Genomic DNA, 19,844 nt, shown 5'->3' on the forward strand with positions numbered 1-19,844 from the left:
GCCTTTTGTATTCTTTTTTATCATATCAAAGATTTTGCAAAAAGACATTCACGAAGAAGAGTGAAAAAACTGTTATAACAAAGCTATTGAAATCGCATTCAAAATGATAACATGCTATTGGTAAATTATCTATTTATTTCTTAATATATCTTTTATTGCGGAGGATGAAATTTATACAAAAACAGTACTAATGAATGATGCAAAGAAGTATCTCTGATCTATGAAAAAGATTTTCGCTACAGAAGCTAATGAAAGTGAAGTGAGGGAAATTGCCTGGTACACCGGCTAAGATGTGTTGGGCTTATCGCTGATTTAATACTTTACAAATACTTGTCTGCATGTACTTGTGTTTGTTCGAATAAGTTAGAAAGAAGGACAGGACAAACCATAGGTGGAGATGCGTATAAATGGGGATGCGTAAACAAAGTTTTATTCGTGGCACGTTCATATTAACCGTGTCGTCATTTTTCACAAAAGGGCTTGGTTTTTTGAACGGAGTCTTGCTGGCACGTTTTTTGGGAGCAGAGGGAGTAGGGCTGCTTATGATTGCTCATCCACTGCTTCCCTTATTTATTACGCTGACAGAGCTGGGGCTTCCTGTTGCGATTTCAAAGCTTGTATCGGAAGCTGAGGTTAAGCAGGATGAAGCGCGAGTAAAGCGTATTCTCACAGTATCCTTAAGCATTACGGGTACGTTGAGTATTATATTAACTTTAGTGGCTCTGTTTGGCTCCAAATGGATCGCATCGATTTTTTTGGCCGATCAGCGGGCGTATTATGCTATGGTTGCTATTACGCCGATCATTCCAATTATTGCGATGTCTGCTGTACTGAAAGGTTATTTTCGTGGAAAACAGAACATGAACCCACTTGCCTTTTCCGATATTATTGAGAATCTGGCGCAAATCATTGTCATTATCGGTGTGGTCAACGTTTTGTTGCCCTACGGTATTGCCTATGCGGCTGCTGGTGCAATGGCTGCCTCCGTTGTTGGGGAAGGTTTTGGTTTGCTCTATTTATTCGCTGTTTTCAAATGGGCAAATCGAGGTAAGGTCAAAACCTCTTCACCACCTACGACAAGAATTTCACTTAAAGGAGACAGTACGTTGAGAGATTTGCTGCGCATCGGCTTACCGATGACAGGCAGCGGTTTTATTCATTCTCTCTATCATGCCTTTCTACCACTGCTGATTACGAAAAGTCTAGTACTGTTTGGTGTGGGTGTTGAGATGGCGACCAAGCAATTCGGACTTCTGGCGGGTTATGCTCTTCCCATGTTGTTTCTCCCCAGCTTCTTCACACAATCGTTGTCGACTGCATTAATTCCGGCGATCAGCGAAGCAAGTGTGAGCAACAATAGCAAGCTTATGCATAGTCGGATGGATATGGCTATGCGATCCGCGCTTATAGTAGGTTTCCCATGTACAATCATCCTGTACTTATGGGCTGTACCCTTAACAACCATGATCTATCATTCGCCAGAAGCGGGCGAGCTGTTAAAGTTAATAGCACCCTTATTTTTTCTTTATTATTTCGGAGCGCCACTGCAAGCAATTTTGCTTGGTTTGGGGAAAGCATCAACGGTTATGTGGAATCATATTCTTACGAATGTCTTTGAAGTGATTGCGATCTTTGTTCTAGGTTCTAATATTGGAATCGAAGGGGTGGCCATGGGATTCGGACTGGGGCTCTTGCTGCTGACACTGTTGAATTTTTTATCTGTGGCAGGAACGATCGGGTTTTATTTTGACTTTCGTATTGTATTCAAGGTTGGAGCAGGAGGAATTGTCATGGCGCTTAGCGGGTTGGCGGCTCACGGAATTCTGGAGCGATTGGACCTGGGGCAGATTATTCAACTGTTCGGAGCGTTGCTTGTTTCGTTAATCACCTATGCAGCAACATTGCAGGTAACCCATGCGTGGGAAAGGGCACCGAAACCACCAACGATTACACCTGTTTCTTGAAAGAGGAGGGGATATTCCGGTACCGTGCTCCAAAAAGTAAATTGACTGATTATGCAACCCTCTGTGTAACAGTATGGAGGCGGATGAAGGTAATGGATGGGGAGCAGCGAGGTGTTTAACTGTATTTTGTGCAGCTATAATCGTTCAAAACAGTTACACATTGAAAATAGCTGTATTTCTTACATCTATTCTCACGAGTTTAAGCCTATTAGGTGATTTCTCTTGATTTTAATTGTATAGAATGCAGTTAAAGTCGGAGTTATTCCCTAGCAATATGGATTAAGTGTATAAAATACAGTTATTTCATCAGATTGCGTTAAAATCTTGCGCTACAAATATACGGAGTGGGGATATCAGAAGTTACAGTCATAATTTGCTCAGGCAAAACGCCAGTGATCCAAAATATCAGGCAGCGATCCTTGATTATCGGAGATTGCGCCTGATTGACTATGTGTTAACTACGCTCAATTGACTCCATGCAAAAATGGAATCTATCTCATAAGTAATCTAAGTGATTTCTATAGGGCTGCTCCAAATAGCAAATTGGATTGATTAGGTAACATTTTTCGCACACGTATTTTCTATCGGACACAGCTGACCTTAAGAGCAGATTTAGCTTACATTTGGAATTTTATCGGACCCCATCGCAGTTATTACCATGAAAAAAACCAAAAATGGCTCTCTTTTTGAGGAATAGTTGCACTGGAGTCCGTAACCTAACTAAAAATCCTAAAAACAAGCAAATAGCGTCTTCTGAGTCCGAAAAGCTCTAAACTTGATCAAGACTGGGTGATTTAGAGGTAGGTACAACGGACAAAAGCATTCTACCCCCGGTTCATAACAGCAAAGCAACAATTCTCCTATAACGGATGATCGCTGCTCTGCTGTTTTTTACTAAAAGAAATAGTAGGCGGTCTTTATGGAAAGAAAACATGTAGTTTAGTTTGAACAAAGGAATACGTACTGGAGTAAGTTATTGGAGAGGGTAGGGTAGCTGATATACCAATCTCTATGGCATTTAATGAATGATTTGGTTGCATTACTGGGTCGTACCCGTTTACGGACCGACTGAAATGGAGATGTAGACTATTAAGTAAGAACTGATAAGGAGAGTTTGTCAAAAAGGACGGCATAGGGCGCGATTCAAGCTTTTACGAGACAGTTAAAAAGTGGAGCAGGACAACGCTAGTTATTACCGAGTATTACCGAGTACTAACCTTGACCGTATTTTTTTCTGTAATGACTCAGTGTGAGTAGTGGCCAGATATACCGATAACTATGATAATTGGAATAGAAATTACCGGGGAGACCAGCGCCAGTGGGATAAGAAGTTTTCCAATCCTCTTCATGAATAGACGTGATTAGTCTTTGAATTCCTTTTTCCACCGCAGCTGTTGACTCTGGCTGAACGGCGATAATCGCATCAAGTGCCCAGGCGGTTTGTGAAGGTGTGCTTTCTCCTAAAGGAACATATTGTAGAAGCCGGTCGCTGTGACAAGACTCCCCCCAACCGTCGTCCGGGTTCTGAATGCTTAGAAGCCACTTCACTCCTTTTTGCAATGTATCATGATTTATAGGGACACCAACAGCCTGCAGGCCTGTTAATGATGCCCAAGTGCCATAAATATAACATACCCCCCATCTTCCATACCACGAACCATCCTTCTCCTGATGTTGAATCAGCCATTTTGTACCCCTTTTAATGAACTCGTGTTGTGTATTTAAACCAGCGAAGTTTCCGAGAAACTCCAAAGTTCGTCCGGTAAGATCTGCTTCCGAAGGATCAATGGCTGCAGATTTAGCACCATCGATAGCGAGCCATGTGAGCATTTCTTTATTGGTGTTTTTTTCGAATGCCGGCCAGCCGCCGTCGTTATTTTGCATCGATAGGACCCAATTCAGTCCGCGATTCCATGATTCCAGATATGAAGGGTGAATGGTTGATAAGCTTCGGATGGCTCGCAAGGCTGCCGTTGTATCATCTACGTCCGGATTGATTGTATTAGACTCAGAGAATCCCCATCCACCGGGAACTGTATCCGGATTATGGATGCTCCAATCAGCAGGTTTATGATGCTGTTTATCCAGAAGATAAGATGCAGCGTGTTTTATTCCTTTGTGATCAACCGGAATTTGAGCCTCTTGTAAAGCATAGGAGATTAACGCTGTATCCCATATTGTAGATGGAGAGTTTTGAATTGTAGTATTATGATTTGATTGGCATTGCAGTGCGGTGAGACCTTGAATGGCCTGTGTAATTATTGGATGCTGCCGATCATAATCGAGAGCAAGCAGGGCAAAAACCATAAGAATTGTACTGCTGGCATAGCTGTAAAAGGTACCGTCGGATTCGATTCGCTGGAGCATATATTGTTCCGCTTTGTTTTTGGCAGCTTCATGTATGTAGTGTGGACTCCCGAGTAATCTGCTCAAACCCATTTGAATAACATCCTGCATTTCCTGATATCCACGGGTAGGCGATTCATCTGTATCCAATCGTGTCTCTATAAGATCTGACAGATCAGGAGCATGGGCTGTAGTGATCGAAAATCGCCGATCGGCCATAATGAGCATAGGAGTGAGGTGTACCCTAGAGTAGCCAGAGAATTCGAAATAGTTAATAGGGAAGTAAGAGGGAAACAAAAGCACCTCCAGTGGAATCGAAGAAATTGCTAAAGGCCACTTGCTTTGACCCGTTGCAGCGAGTATGACTCTAGTTAAGATACTTGTGACTTTGCCTAATCCACCTTTAGACAGTATATAACGTTTAGCCCGCAGTATTGGCTCGTCTGTTATCTTACTGTATCCAGAATAGAGCAGGGCATAATAAGCTTCGACTGATGTGGATAAGTTCCCAGCTTCTTCGTCCTTATATAACTGCCAGCAACCCTCTCGCTGTTGTGCATCAAGAATGCGATCATGTAGCTGCCGAATGAGCGTTTCATTCTGCAGGTTCAACACCCTAAAGAGAATGATCATATAAGCATCGATCACAATCCCGTTCTCAAAACAAAAATGCCATGAGCCGTCATCCTTCTGCTGTTGTAGCAAGAACGTTGACAAACGTTCGATTTCTTCATCTACTTTACTTAGTATATCCGTCATTTTTTGGGTTCCTCCGAAGGCATCATTTTTAACATTATATGAAGTCGGAGAACAGGACATGAAAAAGAGCTGCTTAGTCGCTTTTACGCAACTTTGCAGCTCTTTTAGCATTATTAAACGGTTAATTTTTAATCACAATACGATTTAGCTTGAGATTAACCGGAGCTGCAATGGTGTCACCTACAGGGCATTTGCTCTCCAGAAATTGTACGAACTGTTCGACCTTCTCAGCAGGGGATGGAGTCTTTATGTAGAATGTATACCGAATATCGGAATAGCCAGGACGTACTTCAGAGCGGTTGAAGAATCCGTCGAGATCCAAGTCACCTTCCACATCTACTCTGAAATCTTCAAGCTCCACCTCAAATTTAGAGGCGTAGACCCGAGCTACAATGGATTGGCAGGCACCCAAAGAAGCGAGCAAAGCTTCAACAGGATTCATTCCTGTATCTGTGCCCCCAAGACTTGTCGGTTCATCGATGACCAGCTCGAATTGTCTTGCATTAGTAACGACCTTTACGCCGTCTTGCAAATGAGCAGTTGCTTTGAAAGTTTGAACATTTGGCATGTGTTTACACTCCTTCTTGTGGACAAACTAAGGATGATTTAATGTTTCTTATTTTTTGTAATTCATAGTATATTTCTAGGAATTGTATAGATTATAGTTCTATTCTGTATACCCGTCAATACATGATTAAAATAATAGTTAGGAGGCAACTAGAGTGTCGACCGAAATTGAGAGCTATTTGGACTATCCTAGGTTGCAAATTTTAGGGGGAGAAATAGAATTAAGAGACGATGGGATAAAGCGTAGATGGAAAGCAGAAATCAAACCGTTTCTTCTTGCACCCTATCCTGTAACTGAGGATCTATACAATGCTATAATTAATAACTCATCACATGGAGATCTAAAGCCGGTTGTGAGTATATAGGTGAAGATGGTATATACATTATTTGGGATAAGGAGTCAGACGGCTTCCATCTTGCTCGGTCTTATTAATGGGTTATGGATTTGTAAGTGGAATTAGAGGAGGGAATAATTATGCGCGAAGGACACATAGAAAAGCACGGTTATAACGAGCATCGAGAATACGGAGAGCATGGAGAAATGAATATAAATGGAGTCAAGGAGGGTTCGGAGCATCCTCACAAAAGCGCTCAGACCTTTCGTCGTGCTAGGGCTATCGCATTTTTGGACAAGCTAATGATTAATCGTTCGGCGTTGCAGCAGCAGCTAAAAGAGTCAGAGATTGAAACGACAAAACAAGTCATTAGTGGTGAACTAAAAGCTACGGAAGCGATCATCGATGAGTTCATACATATGTTTCAGATTCATGAGATAACTTCTAATAATAGAGAAGATAGAACCTAAGCCACTCAGCTATATAGAGGTGTTCATGCCCTAGGTTTTGATATGAATGAAAAAAGAAGACTTCTGAAGAAATCAGAGGTCTTCTTTATGTGTAGCTAATAAAGAAAAATGTCTAATGTAAAGAGAATACATCATTAAGTAAAACGCTTTCATGTTCACTCGATAAATTGATTTATATAATTAGTCCTGTAAGTAATATAAAAAGGGGGGCGAAAAAGAATGAAAAAAGTCAACAAAAAAAGGATTAACCTAACTTTAACAGTGTTGATGGCTATGTCCATGCTTATCACTGCTTGTGGTGGGAACAACGGGAATAAAGTGAATTCTGAGGCTAATGCAAACGCAGGCAATACGGGAAAAACACCTGTGTCGGAAGAGAAGCTCAAGATTACCATGTGGTCCCAATTCGCGGATCCAAATTCTAAAGACGGCGGGTTTGTTGGTTTTTATAAAGCACTTGAGGCAACCAAGGCTAAATTCCCTAATGTAGAAATCGAGCATGTAGGTGTTGGAGGCGAATCTTATAAAACGAAAGTGAAAGCGGCTTCAGCAGCCAATGAACTGCCCGACATTTTTTACACCTGGGGTGGTGGATTCTCTGAGCCATTTATAGCGGGGAACCGGATTCTGTCCATTGATGATCTCGCAAAAGATGGAACGCTGGACCAAATCGTACCAGGTACGACAGACAATTTCATCTTCGATAGCAAGCTTTACGGTTTGCCGATCAATATAGCTACTGCTCAAATGTACGTCAATAAAGAACTATTTGAGCAAGCAGGAGCAAAAATTCCGGAAACATGGGATGAGCTTGTTGCTGCGATTGAAGCACTAAAAGCAAAAGGCATTCAGCCGATTGCACTTGGGGCTAAAGACAGATGGCCAGCAATGCAATGGAACGCGATTCTAGCCATCCGGATGGCAGGCGTGGATGCTGTAAATGCTGCTTTAACGAAAACAGGATCATTCGACACACCTGAATTCACAGAAGCTGCTGCGAAATACAAACAATTGATTGATGCGGACTCCTTCGGCAAACATTTTGTTGGAACTTCTTATGATGACGCGACAAATATGTTCCTATCAGGCAAAGCAGCTATGATGTTCATGGGCGCTTGGGTCAACGGACAGATTGAAGATGACAACTCTCTGGTCAAAGGTAAAGTGGTGCCGATTAAATTCCCAACTATTCCAGGGGGGAAAGGAAATGCTGACGAGTGGTTCGGAGGTTCGGGTGAAACATTCGTGCTCAATGCCGATCTGAAAAACAAGGAAAGAATATGGGAAGTATACAAGTTCTTTATTGAGACCATGTCTAAAGAAGTATTTCTGGCTGGTTCAGGCTCCTCAGCATGGAAAGTTGATGTAGGTGACACTTCTCAAATGAATCCACTGGCTCTGCAAATTGGTGAATTGTCCTCTTCAGCAACTGGTTTCTCCTACTGGTGGGATCAAATGCTGAATGGTAATGACACTGAATCTATGTTTGGTTCGCTGATGAAATTCGTCGCCGGAAAAACAACACCTGAAGACTACACGAAAGAACTACAGAGCAAGGTCAATCAAGGACAATAATCTGCGTCAGGCGGCGAGAATTGTTCGCTGCCTGATCGATTTAAGGTGGAGTGAAGCATGCATCAAGTATTCGGAAACAAAAAGGCTATCGCCGTATTTGTTGTTCCTGCTTTGATTTTATACATTCTTGTTGGTTTTTTCCCGATCCTTCAGTCTATGTATTACAGTCTGCTGGACTGGGATGGGATACAACCGGCTAAATTTATTGGTTTAGCTTCTTATAAGGATTTATTTTTTGCAGATACGTACGGCATGGATTTTAATCATTCGATACTTAATACGTTGTATCTGGCAGTTCTTTCTGTTTTCATGCAACTTCCGATAGCTCTGGTGCTCGCTCTGGTTCTTGCCAGAGGGGTGTGGGGTGAAAAGCTGTATCGTACTTTGTATTTCATTCCAGTCTTGGTATCCTCCTCTGTCATCGGGGTTATGTTTCTGAAAATCTATCAGCCTGAATATGGCTTGCTGAATACGATACTCAATCAATTAGGCTTGTCCTCCTGGACACATGATTGGTTAACGGAAAGCGGAACTGCACTAATAAGTGTTATGATTCCAATCGTTTGGCAATATATCGGCTACCATATGCTTCTAATGTACGCTGCCATCAAAGGGATTCCTGAAGATTTGTACGAGGCTGCGAAAATTGACGGAGCATCAAGTATAAGAACCGCCTTCTCTATCACTATTCCACTTATTTCACCGATCCTGAAGGTATGCGTCATATTTGCTGTTTTGGGATCATTGAAGTTTTTCGATTTAGTCTTCATTATGACCAATGGCTACCCTACACCGGAAACTAGTGTTCCAAGTACATTGATGTATTCGTCGATTTTTAATCGCAATATGTATGGGTACGGCAGCGCGATGGCCGTGTTTATGGTTGTGGAATGTCTCTTTTTCTACTTAGTTCTACAAAAACTGATCAGAACCTACGATGATAAGGAGGAGAGCTAATGACAACAACACATAACCGCCGCTGGCCAAAGGTTGTTTTGCAGATTGCGTTTCTAATCTTCGCAGTTATTCAACTGTATCCGCTCGTGTGGCTTGTATTTTCCTCCTTTAAAACAAACATAGAAATTACAGGCTCAAATGTGATGGGCTTGCCTAATGAGTGGCGGTGGGCGAACTACGACTACGCACTTTTTAAGGGGAATATCGCACGTAACTTTTTGAACAGCCTTATGTATACAACGGTAACTGTCATTATTTCTGCTCTGTTATCGGCAATGGTTTCTTTTGCTGTCGCAAGAATGAAGTGGAAGCTTAATAATGTGGTGCTTACTTTCTTCATGCTGGGATTGATGATCCCCGTTCATGCTACGCTGCTACCTGTCTTTCAGATGTTAAAAATGACAAGCTTGCTGAATACGCCTTGGGCCTTAATCATTCCTTATACCGTTAGTGCACTTCCTACTACAATCTTTATCATGATTGGTTTCTTTAGAGCGCTGCCAGGGGAGTTGGAAGAAGCCAGCGTTGTAGACGGCTGCAATATTTATCAGGTTTTTTTCCGTATTATGCTTCCGCTTGTAAAGCCGGCTATCGTAACCACTTCCATCTTTACTTTTTTATCCGCTTGGAACGAACTGATGTTTGCCAATACATTCATTAATGATCCTGACTTAGCAACAATTACCGTCGCCATCAATTCGTTTAAAAGTGCCTATGCCACAGAATTTGGACCTATGTTCGCAGGAATGGTTGTGGCTACACTACCCATGATCATTATCTACTTGTTCCTAAGTAATCAAGTCCAAAAAAGCATTATTGCCGGGGCAGTTAAGGGTTAAAGCAATGGGATAGGAATCTTTCGATAAATGCTATACTAGTGTCGTATTGAAGAAGCTATAAATAAAAGTCCGTATTCGCTTAATGTCGGCCAGGAGGTTACCGATGAGGTTTGCACGTATCCGATCACAAATCGTTTTTTACTACTTGGCCTTATTAGTGGTTTCCATGATTGCAAGCGGTATTATGTACCAACGAATCAATGAGAAATTCACCGAGGAAAAGGTAGGTGAGGTATCGCTTCAAACCTTGAACGCCATGAATTCCGGAATCGAATCACTTCTTGACAGCACGAATAATTATTCCAAGATGATCGTGTCGAACAATACGGTTCAGGAAATTTTGGGCAGTGATCTGGCGGGTAACGACATCGGAATTTTAACTTACAAGCTAGAGGTGGCTCTGTCAGATTTTATGCTCGCAGAGCCCTCTATCTCTTCTGTCTATCTATTCGATAATGCAGGACGTAAGTTTGCGATTGATTTGCAGTCTGCAAAACCGATCAGAACGGATGGGATCGAGTCAGCGGAATGGTACTCCGAGGCGGTCACCTTAGACGGAAAATCAATTTGGAGGAAAAATGCCGGAGGTATCTTCAATTTTGAGACGAAGGAACCCCAGCAGGATCCACAATATATTTCTCTGATTCGCATCGTAAACGACATGAACACTTCTAAGAAAATAGGAGTATTAGTCGTGAACATTACAGTTCAGGAGCTGAAAAAAAGCTATGAACGTTCGATCAACGATAATAAACCTGATTTAATGATCGAAACTGGATATGAGACACTCCTTGATTTTACACGGCCTGAATTATCGAACTATACAAACTCTTCTATGCTTGATGTGCCACTCGGTAGTAGCAAAATCGTAAAGATCAAAGATCATAATTATCTGATCTCTTCTCTGGTTTCAATGGATCGTGGTTGGAAGTTTACTAGCGCTCAGCCTCTGGGAGAATGGGAAAGCCCCTATCGTCAATTTAATCTGATGCTGTTAATGATTATGTTGTTTAATTTCATTTCTATATTTTTAGGTTCCGTCTGGATTTCTAGATTCATTACTACACCTATTTTACATATGCTGCGATCCATGAAAAAAGTGGAGATTGGAGATTTCAGTTTGGTTCGGTACGAGGCGAGAACGGATGAGCTGAACCAGTTGAAAGATAGGTATAACAATATGATTATGACCATTGAGCAAGCGCTGAAGCGGGAGAAAGAAGAACAGAAATTGATTCGAAAACTCGAATTGGATATTTTGCAGCAGCAAATTAAACCACATTTTTTATATAACACGTTAGAATCAGCTGGCTATTTAACTTTGTCAGGAAATAATAATGAGGCGTACCAGATTATTTCTGAGCTTGCAGCCTTCTATCGTCAGAGTCTTAGTAAGGGCAGTGATGTAGTAACGTTAAGAGAAGAAGTAGAGATCACTAAAAGTTATTTGAGTATACAAAATATTCGCTATCCAGAAATTTTCATCAGTGAAATTGAGGTGTCGGAAGAAGCTGAGTATGTTCGGATACCCAAATTGACGCTTCAGCCGCTTGTAGAAAATGCGCTTTATCATGGTATTCGCCCTTTAGGGGAGTGTGGTAAGATTCGCATCCTTGCCCGTATTCAGGGGAATCGACTGAAGCTAGTCGTGGAAGATGATGGTGTGGGGATGAATGAAGACAAACGTCGGGAAATGCAAGCTGAGCCCTATGGGCAAAATGAGTCCAGTTTTGGGTTGCGCGGTACTTTGATGCGTTTGAAGCTGTACTATGGGGCGGACATGAATTGTAGTTTGGTCAGTGCACCGGGAGAAGGAACTCGGATTGAATTGGAACTACCGCTTGAGGAGGGGAATAGTCATGGAGCTTGAACTGCTCAGAGCCATTATTGTGGATGATGAAATTAATGCGAGAAAAATTGTTCCCATCATTATAGATTGGCAAGCGGTTGGTTACAGATTCGTAGGTGAGGCCTCGAATGGAAGCGAAGCGTTAGATCTGATCGAAACCATGAAACCGGATGTAGTATTTACAGATATCAGTATGCCTTTTATGGATGGACTGGAATTAAGCCGGTTGATAAAAGAAAGGTATCCGCTAGTCAAAATTGTGATCATCACTGCACATCCCGAATTCGAATATGCAAAAAGAAGCCTGGACATTGGAGTGCAAAATTTTATCTTGAAGCCGCTCCAAGCCGAGGAGGTACGAAGAGTTGCGGTAGATCTTCATGGAAAAATCCGGGAAGAGACAGAGCGGTGGAACGAATATCAGGAGCTGAATCGACAGTTAAATGAAAACGCCGTTCAACTAAAAGAAAAATTTCTAAATGATTTGCTATCAGGCCTCTGGGACCCCGATCAGCTGGATAGCCGATTCCATTACTTTTTTCCTGAATCAGCGAACAGCTTGTTTTCAATCATGCTTATTGAACTTCAAATTCCCTTAGAAGAAGGGGAGGAACAACGAATCCTGCAGTCTTTGCGTTGTAAGAGGTTTATTGATTACGCGCTTGAAGAGTATGAGGGAATCGAAGTTTTTTTTGATAACAGTCAACGGATTGTCCTTCTTAATAGAAAAGATAATCAGAATCTTACGAAGATTGGAGAGTGGCTGGCCCAATCGCTCCATGAAAAGCTTGGATGTAAAGCTTGCATTGGCGTAGGTAGTACCTGTACGGATTTCAATAGGATCAAAGAATCCTATAAAGAGGCGCTGGAGGCAGTTAGATATGGTAAGTTAAAGGGCAGTAACGCCATTTATTTTTTTAATGATGAAATTCATTTCGGGGGCCGATCCTGGGAAGTTAAGACGAATGAAATTGAGGAAATTTTGTTTTTTGTAAAAGCTGGTGTCTTAGACAAGGCTGTGCAATCCATTGAGAAAATGTTTCAGGATTTGGAGAAGTCCAAGGCTTTTTCTGTGGAACGAGCTAGGCTGGTTTCGGCCCAATTTGTCTCCACATTAATCAATTCACTCGCTGAAATGGGAGTTATAATAGATAATAATCTTTCTTTCGATATTTCGCCATATAAAAGGATTTTTGAGCTCGATAGCCTGCCAGACATGCAACAGACATTACTTGAACTCACAGAGAAGGTAACCTCTCAAGTAACCCGGGCACGAAGCAAAAAAACTAATAATATTATCCATGAAGTTAAAGAATTTATTCAACAGGAGATGCACATTCCGGAGATGTCTTTATCCTATGTATCGAATAAATTCCACATGAATTCCAGTTACTTTAGCCGGATCTTTAAGCAGGACACAGGGATTAGCTTTACGGATTATCTTCTCAAGTGCAGAATGGAAAAAGCGGTGAAGCTTCTGAATGAAACGGATTGGAAAGCTTATCAAATTGCTGAAAAGGTCGGCATTAAAGATCCATTTTACTTCAGTAACTGTTTTAAAAAAGTAATGGGAGTATCCGTTCAGGAGTATAAGAAAAATAGCTTTTCCCTATAAATCACTCCGTTGAATTTGATAATTTTTCTCTTTAAGCCCGCACTTTATGCGGGTTTTTATTGTTTTTTAAGATATAAAGTAAGCAATAATGATGTTACAAAATGGAAAAATGATCTTGACAGAAATGGTTTATATCGTATACATTTGTATACATGAAGAGCGCGTATACAAATGTATACACCGCAAAAGGAGGAAATAAAATGCGTGAAGGACATGTCGGCAAACGTGGCGGTCATAGGGAGCATGGAGAGCATAGAGATCGTGAGGGACGTGGCGAACACAGAGATCGTGGCTTTATGAAACATGGGATGACGGAATCAATGGATCCACATCCTAAAAGTGCTCAAACTTTTCGCCGTGGCAGAGCCATCGCTTTTTTAGATAAGCTTATGGTTAACCGGGCTACATTACAGCGGCAGTTAAATCAGCCTGAGCTTGAATCGATTAAACAAGTGGTTAGCGGTGAATTAAAAGCAACGGAAGCGATCATTGAAGAGTTTAAACAAATCTTTCAGATTCATGAGATCGCTCCAGAAGATACAACATCAAATGTTAATAAAGAGGAGAGTAAAGAAAAAGATGAAAATAACTGAGCTCATTAAAACCCGTAGAAGTACAAAACAATTCAAACAGACTCCAATTCGTGAAGAGGAGTTACATTCATGGCTGGAGGCTGCAAGTTACGCTCCTAATCATCGTATGACCGAACCTTGGGAGCTTCTTTTCATCGGACCCAATACTAGAGCGAAATTAAAGCATAAAACGGATTTTGGCAACGCACCTGTTGTTTTTGCAGTTCTGTCTAAGCCTGCCGCAACTGCGTTTGAACGCGATGAGAATGTTATGGCTGCTGCTTGTTTCGTACAAAATTTCTTATTAGCTGCACATGAAGCAGGTGTAGGTACGTATTGGGCTTCGCTGGGGGCTTTGCCTCATAATCGTGAGATTCTTAGTGTTCAAGAAAATTACGATGTTATTGGGATATTTGGAATGGGGTATCCGGAGGAAGTGCCGAATGCGAAACCTAGAACACCGATTAGTTCTAAAATCACTTATTTATCTTAAACAATTGAAGGTGGCGGAATGTGGAAGCTTAAGCATTATTTGAGGCCATATTGGGTGTGGTGTGTGTTGGCACCATTGCTGATGCTGGTCGAAGTGACTATGGATTTACTGCAGCCCACGCTCATGGCGAGCATTGTGGATAAGGGTGTCATGACAAAAGACTTGTCTCATATTTTCTCGACCGGACTGATCATGCTTGGTGTAGCGTTTATCGGTCTAATTGGTGGGGTGGGCTGCACTATTTTTTCGAGTATTGCTTCTCAAAACTTCGGAAATGATTTGCGGATTAGCTTGTTTGAACATATTCAGAAATTTTCTAATAAGAACCTGGATCAATTGAAGACGGGCTCACTGATTACACGATTAACAAATGATGTGGTACAGCTGCAAACCTTTGTGCAAATGATTTTGCGGAGTATTCGATCTCCCTTGCTATTAGTCGGAAGCTTGGTGATGGCGATTCGGATTAGTCCTATGCTGACCCTCATCCTAGCCGTTGCCGTGCCACTCTTGAGTTTAATTTTGTATGGGTTAATCCGCCTTTCTTTTCCTTTGTTTCAGAAAATGCAGGTCAAATTAGACGGTGTGAACACAGTGTTGCAGGAAAATTTATCAGGCATTCGTGTAGTCAAAGCATTCGTCCGCGCTAACCATGAACAGAAACGCTTTAATACAGCTAACAAGGATTATACAGAAATTGCGATAAAAGCGGTACGGTTAATGTCATTAAATATGCCGCTAATGATGCTTGTACTAAATGCCAGTATTGTTGCTGTACTATGGTTTGGGGGAGTGCAAAGCTGGAACGGTGGGCTGCCAGTTGGTCAGCTGATCGCTTTTATTAACTATATAACCCAATTGTTGATGTCAATGCTGATGTTAAGCAATATGTTGACCTTCTTCTCACGAGCCAAGGTTTCTGCCGATCGGGAGAATGAAGTATTTTCCACCATTAGTGAGATTAAAGAAGTTGCCAACGCTAAAAAAGATGCCATACACAACGGTCGGATTGTATTTGACAATGTATCTTTTGCTTATGATCCTTCGGATGAAAATCTAGTGTTAGACGATATTAATTTCACTGCGGAGCCAGGAGAAACAGTGGCCATTCTTGGTGCCACCGGTACTGGTAAATCATCATTGGTCAGCCTCATTCCCCGGTTTTACGAAGTGTCCTCTGGATCCATTACAATTGATGGCTCCGACACTCGTATGATTGCTCTGGAAGATTTGCGTAGCAGAATCGGATATGTTATGCAGCAGGCTATTCTGTTCAGCGGTACTATCCGCGATAATATCCGATACGGCAGACCGGATGCCACAGATGAGGAAGTGGAAGAAGCAGCAATAGCCGCTGAAGCTCACAATTTCATTTTAGAACTTCCACAGGGTTACGATACAGAGCTCGGCCAGCGTGGCATTAACCTGTCCGGTGGGCAAAAGCAGCGGCTTTCGATTGCACGGGCACTTTTAATTCAGCCAACAATCCTCATTATGGATGACAGCACTAGTGCGCTCGATGCAGCGACAGAGTCACGAATCCGGCAGATGTTAAAAACACGGCTGCGCAGCAGCACGAATATTTTGATAGCTCAGCGTGTCACCTCTGTAATTGACGCTGATCGTATTCTGGTATTAGAAAACGGCCGAATTGCTGTACAAGGTACACATGATGGTCTTATGAACAGCAGTGAAATATACAGAGATATTTGGAGATCACAGATGAAGGGAGAGGAGGTGCCTTATGTCAAAGCTTAATAATGGCATGAACACCACTCCTTTTAATCGATCAGGCGGATTCGGACCTGGATCTGGATCTGGACCGGGATCTGGCCCCGGACGGGGCGGAGCTGTGCCAATCGTACGTGCTAAGAATCAAGCGGGCACACTCAAACGCATTTGGATGTATTTGAACCGCCAGCGGTTCGGGTTAATCATTGTGTATGTATTTACTGTGTTAAATGCAATTCTTTCGTTGATTGGGCCTTATCTAATCGGTAAAGCGATTGATACTGCGGTAATTCCTCACGATTATCAGGGTCTTATTCGTTTTTGTCTACTCCTAATAGGTATTTATGGGCTAAGCAGTGTGGTTGCTTGGGTGCAAGCCTATGTTATGACATCCGTCTCACAGAATACCGTGTTTGAGCTGCGTCGTGATCTGTTCAGCAAATATCAACAGCTACCGATTAAGTTTTTTGACACGCAAGCTAACGGAGAACTAATGAGCCGGGCAACCAACGACATAGAGAGCGTATCCAGTACACTTAATCAGAGTGTGACCCAGTTATTAAACAGTTTGATCACCTTAAGCGGTTCACTAGTGATCATGTTAATGATGAACGTTCCGTTGACCGCAGTTTCACTGATAACGATCCCTCTTGTGTTATTGTCCAGCCGTAAAATCATAGGTTTAAGTCGAACTTATTTTAAAAATCAGCAACGCCATCTAGGTGAGTTGGGTGGATTTATCGAAGAAACCATCAGCGGACAAAAAGTAGTCAAACAATACAGCAGGGAAGAGACAGAAGTGAAACGGTTCCGCAAAATCAGTGGAGAGTTGAATAAAGTCGGCATTAAAGCACAAATTGTTTCCGGATTAGTGGGACCGGTCATGAACATGATTAATAACCTTGGATTTGCGATCATTGCCGGGGTGGGTGGCTGGATGGCTTTTCATAACATGGCTACGGTTGGCGTAATCGTTAGCTTCCTTACGTATTCCAAACAGTTCGGACGACCGATCTCCGATCTTGCTAACCAGTACAATCTAATTCAGTCGGCAATTGCTGGTGCGGAGCGTGTGTTTGAAGTTATGGATATGCCATCCGAATACGGTGACGGTGATGAACAAAGTGACGATCTGCCAAGGTTAAAAGGGAAGGTTGTTTTCAAAGACGTTTCATTTGCTTACAAGCCGGATTCACCGATTCTGAGCGGGGTTACGTTTGAAGCAAAACCCGGAGAGAAAATTGCGCTTGTTGGCCCAACGGGTGCTGGAAAAACGACCATTGTCAACTTGCTGATCAGATTCTATGATTTGAGCGGCGGCTCCATATTCATTGATGGGCGCGATATTGGAGAGCTGGATAAAAATGCACTTCGTAGTCAATTGGGAATGGTATTGCAAGACGCGCATGTATTCTCGGGAACGATTCGGGAAAATATTCGCTTTGGCCGTCTTGATGCGACTGACCAAGAGGTAGAGGAAGCGGCAAGATTGGCTAATGCAGACGCCTTTATCAATAGACTTCCGCATGGATATGAGACTATTCTCCATGCGGAAGGCAGTAATTTGAGCCACGGCCAGCGTCAGCTTTTAACGATTGCCCGCGCCATTCTAGCTGATCCAGCTATTTTGATCCTAGATGAGGCAACCAGCAGTGTGGATACGCGTACGGAAATGCATATTCAACAGGCGATGGAAAAGCTAATGAAGGGACGAACAAGCTTTGTGATCGCCCATAGGCTTAGTACCATCCAAGATGCTGATCGTATACTCGTTATTCAGGGTGGCGGAATTGCCGAGCAAGGCAGTCATAAAGAGCTTCTTGCGCTGCAAGGCGTTTATTACGAGCTGTACAATACCCAGTTCAAACGAGCGATTTGAAAGAATCCTTACTTGAACCGATAACATTTGTAAGTAGATGCTTTTATCGGACTCCTCTGACCTTAAAGGCGAGATTTTCTGATTTTCAGAATGTTAAAGGACCCCACTGCAGCTATTGGCGTGAAAAACACCAAATATAAGTCACTTTCTAAGGAATAACATCCTTGAGGTCCGAAGCCCTGCTTCAAGAGCTGAAAACTACCAAATAACGTCATCTGGGACCGAAGTCCTTAAAAAGATGTGTAATCTATCGGCGTAATTAATGCCCGATAAAAAAGAGCGGCGATTCACCTATTATAGGAGAATCGCCGCTTTTTTTTTATAAATTCCTCTCTAATAACGTTCCGAGTTGTTCAGCCAAGACTTGATAGGTCACAGGTCTTTCATTCTTGAACCACCATTCCACTACCCCTGCATAAGCTGATGCAACAAAACTAATAATAACCTCTTCATTTAACCCTAGGTTTATTCCTGCGGTGACATTTACTTCATGCCGAAACTCGTCGAGAAGAAAGTTTAAGAAACGATTTCGGAAATAAGGAGCACCTTTACTCGCTAGCATCATAGAGAAGAAAGAATAATTTCTATCGAAGTATTCCGTCCAGGTCAACGTTGCCTCGATAAACCCCAATTCAGACGCCGATTCACAAAGTGTTCTTAGGACCTCTATATGTTCTTCGCAAAGCAAAATATGCTTTGCGCTTTTTGAATTCGAGAAAGTAGTAAGCATTCTTCTCATTCCAAGCCTGCCAGATGCATCGTTTGTTTCAGACGATCTACGTTCACATAGATGTCCTCCAATCCTGGAAAACGAATCGCAGGATCGGGTACACCTTGCCCGTACACCATATAATATTCGAGATTATTATGGTTGCTGATCATCCAATAGGTTGGAACAACATGCTGGGCATGGAAAATTTCAATGACCTGTGTTCCAGGCTGGCAAAAAGCCAGATTAGCGAGTCCAGCACCATGTGGACCTACGATTACTTTCGCTGAGGCGAATAATTGGATTTGCTGGGCAACCGTCCAGTCCTCTAGACAAATCGGTACGATATTAAAATTCTCAAGGCAGCGGATGACATCATCTTCATTAACCAACCGTCTTGAGCTTGCTTTTTTTCGTGAGATATAAAAACGTTCTGGAGTGACTAGTGTTGTTTCTCTATGCGGTAACAAAAATCTCCGCAGTGTATCCGTGGTCCAAGGAGGATAATGTGAATTCATCATTAAGGAAGGGACAAGTAGCTGGTCAGCCTGAACATATGCTTCTGAATTCGTCCGGATCACCCATGACTCGGATATCCCAAGCATGGCCCACGTTTGTTCCACAAAGGGTCCATACGGATTTGGATTCATGATAATAGTGGAGTAAGTGATTCCGCTCGATTGAAGCATCGCTAATCTAGGAAGCACATCATACATCCAATGAAAATAGTTATGGGCTCCGCAAAAGGTTAACACCGCCGCGGTCCCGGCAAAATGTTGAAGCTGCGGATCATTCCACCGGTGAAACACTGGGTGCTCATCTGCTTCAAGCATCCTATATTGCTTGGCGTCATATTCTTGGGAAAGATCAAAGATCAATTTCCCTTCTGGTGTTAGAACAGCACCAGATTCTCCCCATACCTTCCCTCTGGAAATGGTGGCAACGTATCCGCCAAAGGGCTCTAAACAATAAGGTGTTAGTGCTGGAGCAATACTCGTTTCAATGCTTTTAGGCGCTCTGAACTCAGCCGCCCGTCCGAAGTCAAAAGGAACGACATTCCCAGCTTCCTTTGTACTGTTTTCGTTGTGGGAAGTAAAGTCCCAGATGCTTTGGTAATATCCTTGGGGTGGTACCCCTTGTGCAGAAAATAACATCATGTCACCTCATATTCCCAAGTAGAAGCG

General features: G+C 42.4%; 16 protein-coding genes. 12 read left to right on the plus strand and 4 right to left on the minus strand.

What is annotated here, in order from left to right; all coding sequences use genetic code 11:
- Positions 1-407: 407 nt before the first annotated feature.
- The gene (gene spoVB / locus NSQ55_RS14545; RefSeq protein WP_339174202.1) at positions 408-1,964 is read left to right on the plus strand and encodes a stage V sporulation protein B; all 1,557 of its coding nucleotides are present in this window, start codon (positions 408-410) and stop codon (positions 1,962-1,964) included.
- 1,212 nt (positions 1,965-3,176) lie between these two features.
- Here spoVB and shc read toward each other — a convergent pair.
- Positions 3,177-5,069 carry a squalene--hopene cyclase gene (gene shc / locus NSQ55_RS14550; RefSeq protein ID WP_339174205.1) on the minus strand — a complete coding sequence of 631 codons (1,893 nt, stop codon included), beginning with the start codon at positions 5,067-5,069 and terminating at the stop codon, positions 3,177-3,179.
- 121 nt (positions 5,070-5,190) lie between these two features.
- Positions 5,191-5,637 (minus strand): OsmC family protein, encoded by a 447-nt coding sequence (locus tag NSQ55_RS14555; protein ID WP_339174208.1) that lies wholly within the window; start codon positions 5,635-5,637, stop codon positions 5,191-5,193.
- A gap of 154 nt (positions 5,638-5,791) precedes the next feature.
- On the opposite strand from NSQ55_RS14555, the gene NSQ55_RS14560 reads away from it, so the two are divergent.
- The 11 genes from NSQ55_RS14560 to NSQ55_RS14610 all read left to right on the plus strand — a co-directional run bounded on the left by NSQ55_RS14560 (position 5,792) and on the right by NSQ55_RS14610 (position 17,951).
- Positions 5,792-6,001: a hypothetical protein gene (locus tag NSQ55_RS14560; protein ID WP_339174210.1), complete on the plus strand. Its 210-nt coding sequence runs from the start codon at positions 5,792-5,794 to the stop codon at positions 5,999-6,001.
- A gap of 110 nt (positions 6,002-6,111) precedes the next feature.
- Complete coding sequence (locus NSQ55_RS14565; RefSeq protein ID WP_339174213.1) at positions 6,112-6,441, plus strand: hypothetical protein; 330 nt, start codon at positions 6,112-6,114, stop codon at positions 6,439-6,441.
- A 219-nt stretch (positions 6,442-6,660) separates the two neighbouring features.
- Positions 6,661-8,016 carry an extracellular solute-binding protein gene (locus tag NSQ55_RS14570; RefSeq protein ID WP_339174215.1) on the plus strand — a complete coding sequence of 452 codons (1,356 nt, stop codon included), beginning with the start codon at positions 6,661-6,663 and terminating at the stop codon, positions 8,014-8,016.
- Positions 8,017-8,073: 57 nt separating this feature from the next.
- Positions 8,074-8,973: a sugar ABC transporter permease gene (locus NSQ55_RS14575; protein WP_076125692.1), complete on the plus strand. Its 900-nt coding sequence runs from the start codon at positions 8,074-8,076 to the stop codon at positions 8,971-8,973.
- Complete coding sequence (locus tag NSQ55_RS14580; protein WP_076302063.1) at positions 8,973-9,812, plus strand: carbohydrate ABC transporter permease; 840 nt, start codon at positions 8,973-8,975, stop codon at positions 9,810-9,812. Before NSQ55_RS14575 ends, NSQ55_RS14580 begins: the two co-directional genes overlap by 1 nt.
- Before the next feature lie 103 nt (positions 9,813-9,915).
- The gene (locus tag NSQ55_RS14585; RefSeq protein ID WP_339174217.1) at positions 9,916-11,682 is read left to right on the plus strand and encodes a sensor histidine kinase; all 1,767 of its coding nucleotides are present in this window, start codon (positions 9,916-9,918) and stop codon (positions 11,680-11,682) included.
- Positions 11,672-13,276 carry a response regulator gene (locus NSQ55_RS14590; protein WP_339174220.1) on the plus strand — a complete coding sequence of 535 codons (1,605 nt, stop codon included), beginning with the start codon at positions 11,672-11,674 and terminating at the stop codon, positions 13,274-13,276. Before NSQ55_RS14585 ends, NSQ55_RS14590 begins: the two co-directional genes overlap by 11 nt.
- Before the next feature lie 200 nt (positions 13,277-13,476).
- Positions 13,477-13,869: a hypothetical protein gene (locus NSQ55_RS14595; RefSeq protein ID WP_076217567.1), complete on the plus strand. Its 393-nt coding sequence runs from the start codon at positions 13,477-13,479 to the stop codon at positions 13,867-13,869.
- Positions 13,856-14,341, plus strand: a complete 486-nt coding sequence (locus NSQ55_RS14600) for a nitroreductase (RefSeq protein WP_076184571.1) — start codon at positions 13,856-13,858, stop codon at positions 14,339-14,341. Before NSQ55_RS14595 ends, NSQ55_RS14600 begins: the two co-directional genes overlap by 14 nt.
- 18 nt (positions 14,342-14,359) lie before the next feature.
- Positions 14,360-16,099, plus strand: coding sequence for an ABC transporter ATP-binding protein (locus NSQ55_RS14605; protein ID WP_339174223.1), 1,740 nt, complete (start codon positions 14,360-14,362; stop codon positions 16,097-16,099).
- Positions 16,086-17,951 carry an ABC transporter ATP-binding protein gene (locus NSQ55_RS14610; RefSeq protein ID WP_339174225.1) on the plus strand — a complete coding sequence of 622 codons (1,866 nt, stop codon included), beginning with the start codon at positions 16,086-16,088 and terminating at the stop codon, positions 17,949-17,951. Before NSQ55_RS14605 ends, NSQ55_RS14610 begins: the two co-directional genes overlap by 14 nt.
- A 319-nt stretch (positions 17,952-18,270) precedes the next feature.
- Here the strand turns inward: NSQ55_RS14610 and NSQ55_RS14615 are convergent, their stop codons facing one another.
- Both NSQ55_RS14615 and NSQ55_RS14620 read right to left on the minus strand, forming a co-directional pair.
- Positions 18,271-18,690, minus strand: a complete 420-nt coding sequence (locus NSQ55_RS14615) for a TetR-like C-terminal domain-containing protein (protein ID WP_339174227.1) — start codon at positions 18,688-18,690, stop codon at positions 18,271-18,273.
- Entirely contained in the window at positions 18,687-19,817 is a 1,131-nt protein-coding gene (locus NSQ55_RS14620) for a glycosyltransferase family 61 protein (protein WP_280752945.1), read from the minus strand. Before NSQ55_RS14620 ends, NSQ55_RS14615 begins: the two co-directional genes overlap by 4 nt.
- Positions 19,818-19,844: the final 27 nt, after the last annotated feature.

Origin of the sequence: Paenibacillus sp. FSL H7-0943 (assembly GCF_037963265.1) — a bacterium.
In the GTDB taxonomy this organism is placed as follows: Bacteria; Bacillota; Bacilli; order Paenibacillales; family Paenibacillaceae; genus Paenibacillus_AQ; species Paenibacillus_AQ odorifer.